Raw genomic sequence first — 6789 nt, 5'->3', positions numbered from 1 at the left:
TGCCCTGCGCGGACTTGACCTCGTTGAGTGTGTTTTCGATCTGGTCGAAGCGGCCTGCGTGGTTGCCCTGCGCGGACTTGACCTCGTTGAGTGTGCTCTCGACCTGGTCGAAGCGGCGCGTGTGTTGGTCCTGGGTGGACCTGACCTCGCTGGTCAGCTCGTAGAGCGACTCCGTGTCGTTCTCGAGCCGGGTGACGCGGCGACTCATGCCGGGATCATTCGTCATGCCTGTCACCGTAGGCGGGGTTCTCGAGAGCCGCCAGAGCCGTGCCGAACGCCTGTGGATCAGCGCGCCACACCGCCCGTCAGAATAGCCGGTGGCTCGGATCGTCGAGGCCGCGCAGGGCGTCGTAGTCGACGACGGCGCAGGCGATGCCCCGGTCGGTGGCCAGCACGCGAGCCTGGGGCTTGATCTCCTGGGCGGCGAAGATGCCCCGTACGGCGCCGTTGCCGGTGAGGAGCGGGTCGCGGTTGAGGAGCTCGAGGTAGCGGGTGAGCTGCTCGACGCCGTCGATGTCGCCGCGGCGCTTGATCTCGACGGCCACGCTGAGACCGACGGCGTCGCGGCACATCAGATCGACGGGGCCGATGGCGGTGGGGTACTCACGCCGGACGAGGGTCAGGCCCTCGGCGAGGGTGCCCGGGTGGTCGGCGAGCAGCTCCTGGAGGTGCTTCTCGACGCCGTCCTTCTGGAGGCCGGGGTCGATCCCGAGGTCGTGGGACGAGTCGGAGATGACCTCGGCGAGGAGGATGCGCAGCGTGTCATCGGTCTTGGGGTTGGTGACCGTCCACTCCACTTGCCCGTCCTCTGTGGCGCCCTCGCGCAGCGTGCACGGCGGCGACATCCAGTTGAGTGGCTTGTAGGAGCCGCCGTCGGAGTGGACGAGGACCGACCCGTCGGCCTTGATCATCAGCACCCGCGTCGCCATCGGCAGGTGGGCGGTCAGGCGCCCGGCGTAGTCGATCTGGCAACGGGCTACGACGAGTCTCACGGCGGCGAATCTACAGTGACCACATGGAGCCGCCCGCCGTACGTCCCGCCGTACGTCATGCCAGAGCGGCCGACCTGGCCCGGATCCAGGCCATCGAGGACGCGGGGGTGCCGCTGTTCGAGGAGCAGTTCGGCGACCTGACCGGCGACGTGCTCGCCTCGCCCGGCGACGACGGGCGCGACCGGGTGGGCGAGCCGGGGTACCTGCTGGTGTCGGGACCCGTGGGGGAGCCGGTGGGCTTCGCCCATGTCGTGTACGTCGACGGGCTGGCACACCTGGCCCAGCTCTCGGTGCTGCCCACGGAGGCCCGCCGGGGGGTCGGCAGCGCGCTCGTGCGCGAGGCGCTGGCGGAGGCCTGGCACGCGGGGTTCGACCGGATGACGCTGACGACCTACCGGGACGTGCCGTTCAACGGGCCGTTCTACGCGCGGCTCGGCTTCGAGGAGGCCGGGGAGACGGAGCCGTTCCTGCGCCGCCAGCGCGACCACGAGCGCTCGTTGGGCCTGGACCGGCACGGCCCGCGCGTGGTGATGGTGGCTCGGTTGGGCCGCCCGCGGAGGCCCTAAGTTACCGGTGAGTGAACATGTTCCGAGCCCCGCCGAGGGGCGTGGAATGATGCGGAACATGACCAGCACCGCAGAAGAGACTGTCCAGCAGGGCCGCACGTTCACCACGATCGGCGTCGTAGGCCTCGGCACCATGGGCGCCGGGATCGCCGAGGTGTTCGCCCGCAACGGCTACACCGTCGTCGGCGTCGAGCAGAACGACGAGGGCCTGGCCCGCGGCCGCCAGCACCTCGAGAACTCCACCGCCCGCGCGGTCAAGCGCGAGAAGCTCACCGAGGCCGAGCAGGCCGAGCTGCTGGGGCGGATCACGTTCTCCACCGAGCTCAAGGACCTCACTGACGCCGACTTCGTGGTCGAGGCCGTCGTGGAGTCGATCGAGACCAAGAAGGCGATCTTCCGCGAGCTCGACGCGATCGTCGCGCCCGACGCGATCCTCGCCACCAACACCTCCTCGCTCTCAGTCACCGAGATCTCGACCGCCAACTCGTCGCCGGGCCGGGTCATCGGTGTCCACTTCTTCAACCCCGCGCCGGTCCAGAACCTCGTCGAGATCATCCGCACCGTCGTCACCGAGCCCGACGTCCTCGACGACGTGAAGGGCCTGGTCACCGCGCTCGGCAAGAGCCCCGTGGTCTGCGGTGACAAGGCGGGCTTCATCGCCAACACCCTGCTCTTCGGCTACCTCAACCACGCGGCCTCGATGTTCGAGGGCAAGTACGCGTCGCGTGAGGACATCGACGCCGCGATGCGCTTCGGCTGCGGCTACCCGATGGGCCCGCTCGCGCTGCTCGACCTGATCGGCCTCGACACGGCGTACGAGATCCTGGAGACGATGTACCGCCAGGGCCGCGACCGCCTCCACGCGCCCACCCCGATCCTCAAGCAGATGGTTACCGCGGGCCTGCTCGGCCGCAAGACCGGCCGCGGCTTCTACACCTACGAGGGCCCCGACAGCCCGGTCGTCGTCGCCGACGACAAGACGCCGTCGGCCGACGAGCAGCCGCAGCTCAAGCACGACATCTTGCAGGTCGGGGTGGTCGGCACCGGCACGATGGCCAGCGGCATCGTCGAGGTCTTCGCCAAGTCGGGGTACGACGTCCTCTACGTCGGCCGCAGCGCCGAGAAGGTCGCCGGGGTCACCGCGACGATCACCAAGAACTTCGACAAGCAGATCCAGCGCGGCAAGGCCACCGAGGAGGCCAAGGCCGAGGTGCTGGGACGGGTCACCGGGACGACCAGCCTCGACGACCTCAAGAGCGTCGACATCGTGGTCGAGGCGATCGCCGAGGACCTCGCGATCAAGACCACCCTCTTCGAGAACCTCGACGAGATCTGCAAGCCCGGCGCGATCCTGGCGACCACCACCTCGAGCCTGCCGATCATCGCGATGGCCAAGGTGACGAGCCGCCCGCAGGACGTCATCGGGATGCACTTCTTCAACCCCGCCACGATCATGAAGCTGGTCGAGGTCGTCTCCACCGTCGCGACCGACGAGGACGTCACCGAGACCACCCGGGCGCTGGTCGCCAAGATCGGCAAGGTCGGCGTCTCGTGTGCCGACCGCGCGGGCTTCATCGTCAACGCGCTGCTCTTCCCCTACCTCAACGACGCGGTCAAGATGCTCGAGGCGCACTACGCCACGGCCGACGACATCGACCTGGCGATGAAGCAGGGCTGCGCGCTGCCGATGGGTCCGTTCGAGCTGCTCGACGTGGTCGGCAACGACGTGTCGCTGGCGATCCAGCGCGAGCTCTACCTCGAGTTCCGCGAGCCCGGCTTCGCGCCGGCGCCGCTGCTCGAGCACCTGGTCACCGCGGGCTACCTCGGCCGCAAGACCAAGCGCGGGTTCCGCGACTACAGCCAGCGCTGAGTCACGGCAGGCTCACCCGGAGGGTGAGCAGAGCAGAGGCGGCGGTCGGGTCGTCCTCGTCCACGACGGCGAGGACCCGGCCGCCGTGCTCGCCCCAGGCCAGCAGGGCCAGGCCCTCCACCTTGGCGACCCGGCCGCCGATCCTCGGGATCGCGGCGGTGGCGCTCACGCGTGAGCCGTGGAGGACAGCGAGCGCGGAGCCACGCACCGGCCCGTCGTCGTAGGCGTTGGGGCTGTCCTCGGCCGCGGCGCTGACCAGCACGGCCCCGTCGGGCAGCACCACCGCGTCGGTGATCGCGAGACCGACCCCCTCGACGTCACCCACGTCATAGGTGCGTACGCCGGTCGCGTGCAGGTCGGCGGGCTCAGCGCGCCCGGCGACCGCGGCGACCAGCGCGGCGAGGTCGAGGTCGACGCTGCTGCTGGACAGCCCGGCGGCCGGCCGACCGCGGTGGAACCAGCGCAGCACCCCGTCGAGCACGCACGCGCCCTCGAGGTTGAGCTGTTCGGGGTCGACGCCGAGCAGGTCGGCGACCAGCGCGTAGAGCGGCGGCAGGTCGCGCGAGACCGCCCAGGGCACCCCGTCGAGCAGACCGACCAGGACGGCCCGCATCCTGGCCTCGGTCGAGCCGGAGCCGAGCAGCAGCACCGCGGGGGCGTCGTCGAGCGTGACGTGGAGCGCCGCCTCGAGGTCCGGCTTGAGCGCCTTGGTGTGCTCGGCCTCCGAGAACGTGTCGTGGCCGTCGACCGGCGGCAGCAACCTGACCGGCGTACCGACTCCGGAGCGCCACCAGCAGGCCGACGTCGCGTCGTCCTGGCTGACCAGGAACCCGTCGCCGAACCGCGCGACCGCCGACGCGGCGCGGACGGGCGAGCCGTCCTCGAACCGGAGGTACTCGACCGCCTCGGCCTCGACGCGCACGTCAGCCGCGGGGGTAGCCGCGGCGCACGGTGCGGTCGAGGATGCCGAGGGTGCCGCGCAGGGCGTTCTCGGAGAGCACCGGGAAGATGCCGGCGTCGCGCCACTCGGGGGCGATGTCGGACCAGTCGTAGAACGACGTGACCCGGGTGCCGGCCTCGTCGGGGTCGAGCCGGTAGCCGTAGACGTGGCCGATCTGGGGGCGGATGCGCCCCAGCACGGTCCAGGAGACCAGCCGGTCGGGCTCGAAGTCGCGGATCGTGACCGTGACGTCGTAACGCCCCATCTCGGGGTAGTCGTTGAGGGACTCGCGGTCCATGTGTACGACGAAGCTGTCGCCGGCCGCGCTCACGGGCTCGCCCTCGGCGCTCTGGAGCATCCCGGAGGAGTCGATGGCGACATGGCCCTGGGGGTCGCAGAGCAGGGCGAAGATGTCGGCGGCGGGCGCGGCGATCAGCCGCTCGGCCTCGATGCGGGTGTCGGTCACGCCCGCGATCCTGTCATCGCCTCCGCAGCTGTGCGACCTGGAGGAACACCACGCGGCCGTTGACGGAGTCGCTGTCGATCGTGTCGGGGTCGGAGACGGAGTAGTCGCCGGTCACCTCCACGGTGTAGCGACCGGGCTTCAGGCCCTTGGCGAGGGCGTGGGCGATGCCGGTCGCGTAGAGCAGGTCGGTCGTCGTGGTGGCCACGACCTTGCCGGCGGCGTTGCGCAGCGTCGCGGTGTAGCTGGCGAAGTTGGCGGCGGTGCCGGGGGTGGGGTAGACGAGCGCCAGCTTGAGGGCGGTCGAGCCCTTGGCGAGAGTGACCGTGCGGGTCGCCGAGTAGGAGCCTCCGACCGCGACCGCCGGGGCGGCCTCCTGCCACAGGTCGGAGCGCGTGACCTGCCACGGGTCCTGGGCGAGCAGCCGGGCCGTCGCCTTGCGCTGCGCGGTGGCGAGCCGGGTCTTCCAGTCACCGGAGCGCACCAGCGCCACGGCCCGGTCGAGGTTGACGTGGCCGTAGCCGACCTGCGAGGAGCTGAGCACCTTGCCCTCGTCGCTCACCAGGGAGGCGGTGGCGGTCATGGCCACCCGGACCTGGGCCGGCGTGAGCCGGCGGTTGGCCTGCATGAGTACGGCGGCCGCGCCGGCGATGTGCGGCGACGCCATCGACGTACCCGATGCGGTGGCGTTGCCGCCGGTCGGGCACGGGCCGATCACCGAGCCGGTGCTGTCGCAGGTGGACGAGATGTCGACGCCCGGTGCCATCAGGTCCGGCTGGGTGTTGCCGACCCGGTCGCCGAGGAAGACGGTGTGGCCGCCGGAGCCGATCGGGGCGGCGCGGCCGTTGTCGTACTGCAGGCCGTTGGAGGAGAAGCTGCCGCGCTTGCGGTCCAGGTCGCCGGCCGCGACCGAGATCACCCACGGCGCCTGGTTGAACGGGCTGACGCTGGCCTCGCCGTCCTCGGAGCCGGAGTTGCCGGCGGCGAAGACCACCACCGCGCCGCGCAAGGTGGCGGCCTTGGTCGCGACGTTGACCGGGTCGCGCGGGTCGAACTGGCGGAACGAGTTGCCCCACGAGTTGTTGACGACGTCGATGCCGAGCAGGTCGGGCTGGGCGAGCATGTAGTCGAAGGCGGTCACGACGGCCGTGGTCGTGATGACCGCGCCGATCGCGAAGCAGGCGAGCTCGGCGTCGGGGGCCACGCCGAGCTGGCCGGCGCCGGTGGTGCCGTCGGCGGCGATGATGCCGGCAACGTGGGTGCCGTGCCCGCTGCCGAGGTCGGTGTTGCTGTAGGGGCCCTGGTCGACCGGGACCACGATCGTGGGGCTGGTGCCGCCGTTGACGTACTCCGGGCTGACCAGGGTGACGTTGTGGGTGATGTGGTCGGCGAGGTCGGGGTGGGTGCCGTCGCAGCCGGAGTCGACGACACCGACGGTCACGCCCTTGCCGGTCAGACCCTTGCTGCGCAGCGCCCGCGCGGCCGCCGTGGAGGAGGACATGACGTCGGAGGAGGCGGTGTCGAGGTAGTCGAGCTGCTCGTCGGGGTAGACGTCGAGCGCGATGCCGCTGGTGACGGTCCGGACCAGCTGGGCCACGGGCCCGGAGACCAGCGCCAGCGGCAGGCGCCGCATCGGCTGAACCGTCAGGCCGAGGGCGCGCAGCGCGGCCACCTGGTCGGCGGTCGGGACCGCGCTGAAGGTGACGATCGCCCGGTCGGCGTGGGTGCCGGTGGCGAGCAGGCGGTCGAGGCCGGCGTGGGTCGCGCGCAGGGCGCTGAGGGTGGCAGAAGCGTTGGTGGCTCCCGTGGCGGTGGCATCGGTGGCGCCGGCCAGGGGGAACGCGAGGGCGGCGGCGCAGGTCAGCGCCACCATCCGTGTGCGCAGGTGCGACATCAGGATCCCTTTCGTGGACTGCCACGACAACGCGCCAGGTCGCTCCCGGGTTACGAGCTGGTGG

7 protein-coding genes are annotated in these 6789 nt (G+C 71.1%); 2 read left to right on the top strand and 5 right to left on the bottom strand.

Going from position 1 to position 6789, the window contains the following annotated elements; all coding sequences use genetic code 11:
• Positions 1 to 208, bottom strand: a 208-nt coding sequence (locus BLR90_RS21320) for a hypothetical protein (protein ID WP_218126874.1), incomplete at its 3' end; no start/stop codon positions are given.
• Between the two features lie 97 nt (positions 209 to 305).
• Positions 306 to 992: an endonuclease NucS gene (nucS, locus tag BLR90_RS16620; RefSeq protein ID WP_091026344.1), complete on the bottom strand. Its 687-nt coding sequence runs from the start codon at positions 990 to 992 to the stop codon at positions 306 to 308.
• A 23-nt stretch (positions 993 to 1015) separates the two neighbouring features.
• Between nucS and BLR90_RS16615 the strand changes: the two genes are divergently transcribed.
• Together BLR90_RS16615 and BLR90_RS16610 are read left to right on the top strand one after the other, a co-directional pair.
• Positions 1016 to 1558: a GNAT family N-acetyltransferase gene (locus BLR90_RS16615; RefSeq protein ID WP_091026343.1), complete on the top strand. Its 543-nt coding sequence runs from the start codon at positions 1016 to 1018 to the stop codon at positions 1556 to 1558.
• Positions 1559 to 1616: 58 nt separating this feature from the next.
• Positions 1617 to 3428 (top strand): 3-hydroxyacyl-CoA dehydrogenase family protein, encoded by a 1812-nt coding sequence (locus BLR90_RS16610; protein WP_245715364.1) that lies wholly within the window; start codon positions 1617 to 1619, stop codon positions 3426 to 3428.
• Position 3429: 1 nt separating this feature from the next.
• Here the strand turns inward: BLR90_RS16610 and BLR90_RS16605 are convergent, their stop codons facing one another.
• Genes BLR90_RS16605 through BLR90_RS16595 form a run of 3 tightly spaced genes read right to left on the bottom strand, consistent with a single transcriptional unit; the run spans position 3430 to position 6725 of the window.
• Complete coding sequence (locus BLR90_RS16605; RefSeq protein WP_091026342.1) at positions 3430 to 4350, bottom strand: DUF6910 family protein; 921 nt, start codon at positions 4348 to 4350, stop codon at positions 3430 to 3432.
• A gap of 1 nt (position 4351) precedes the next feature.
• Positions 4352 to 4834, bottom strand: a complete 483-nt coding sequence (locus BLR90_RS16600) for an SRPBCC family protein (RefSeq protein ID WP_091026341.1) — start codon at positions 4832 to 4834, stop codon at positions 4352 to 4354.
• A 13-nt stretch (positions 4835 to 4847) separates the two neighbouring features.
• The gene (locus BLR90_RS16595) at positions 4848 to 6725 is read right to left on the bottom strand and encodes a S8 family serine peptidase (protein WP_091026340.1); all 1878 of its coding nucleotides are present in this window, start codon (positions 6723 to 6725) and stop codon (positions 4848 to 4850) included.
• Positions 6726 to 6789: the final 64 nt, after the last annotated feature.

Origin of the sequence: Nocardioides szechwanensis, assembly GCF_900103935.1 — a bacterium.
GTDB classification, from domain to species: Bacteria; Actinomycetota; Actinomycetes; order Propionibacteriales; family Nocardioidaceae; genus Nocardioides; species Nocardioides szechwanensis.
Note: the sequence above shows the minus strand (reverse complement) of the source record. Positions and strands in the feature narration are given on the sequence as shown.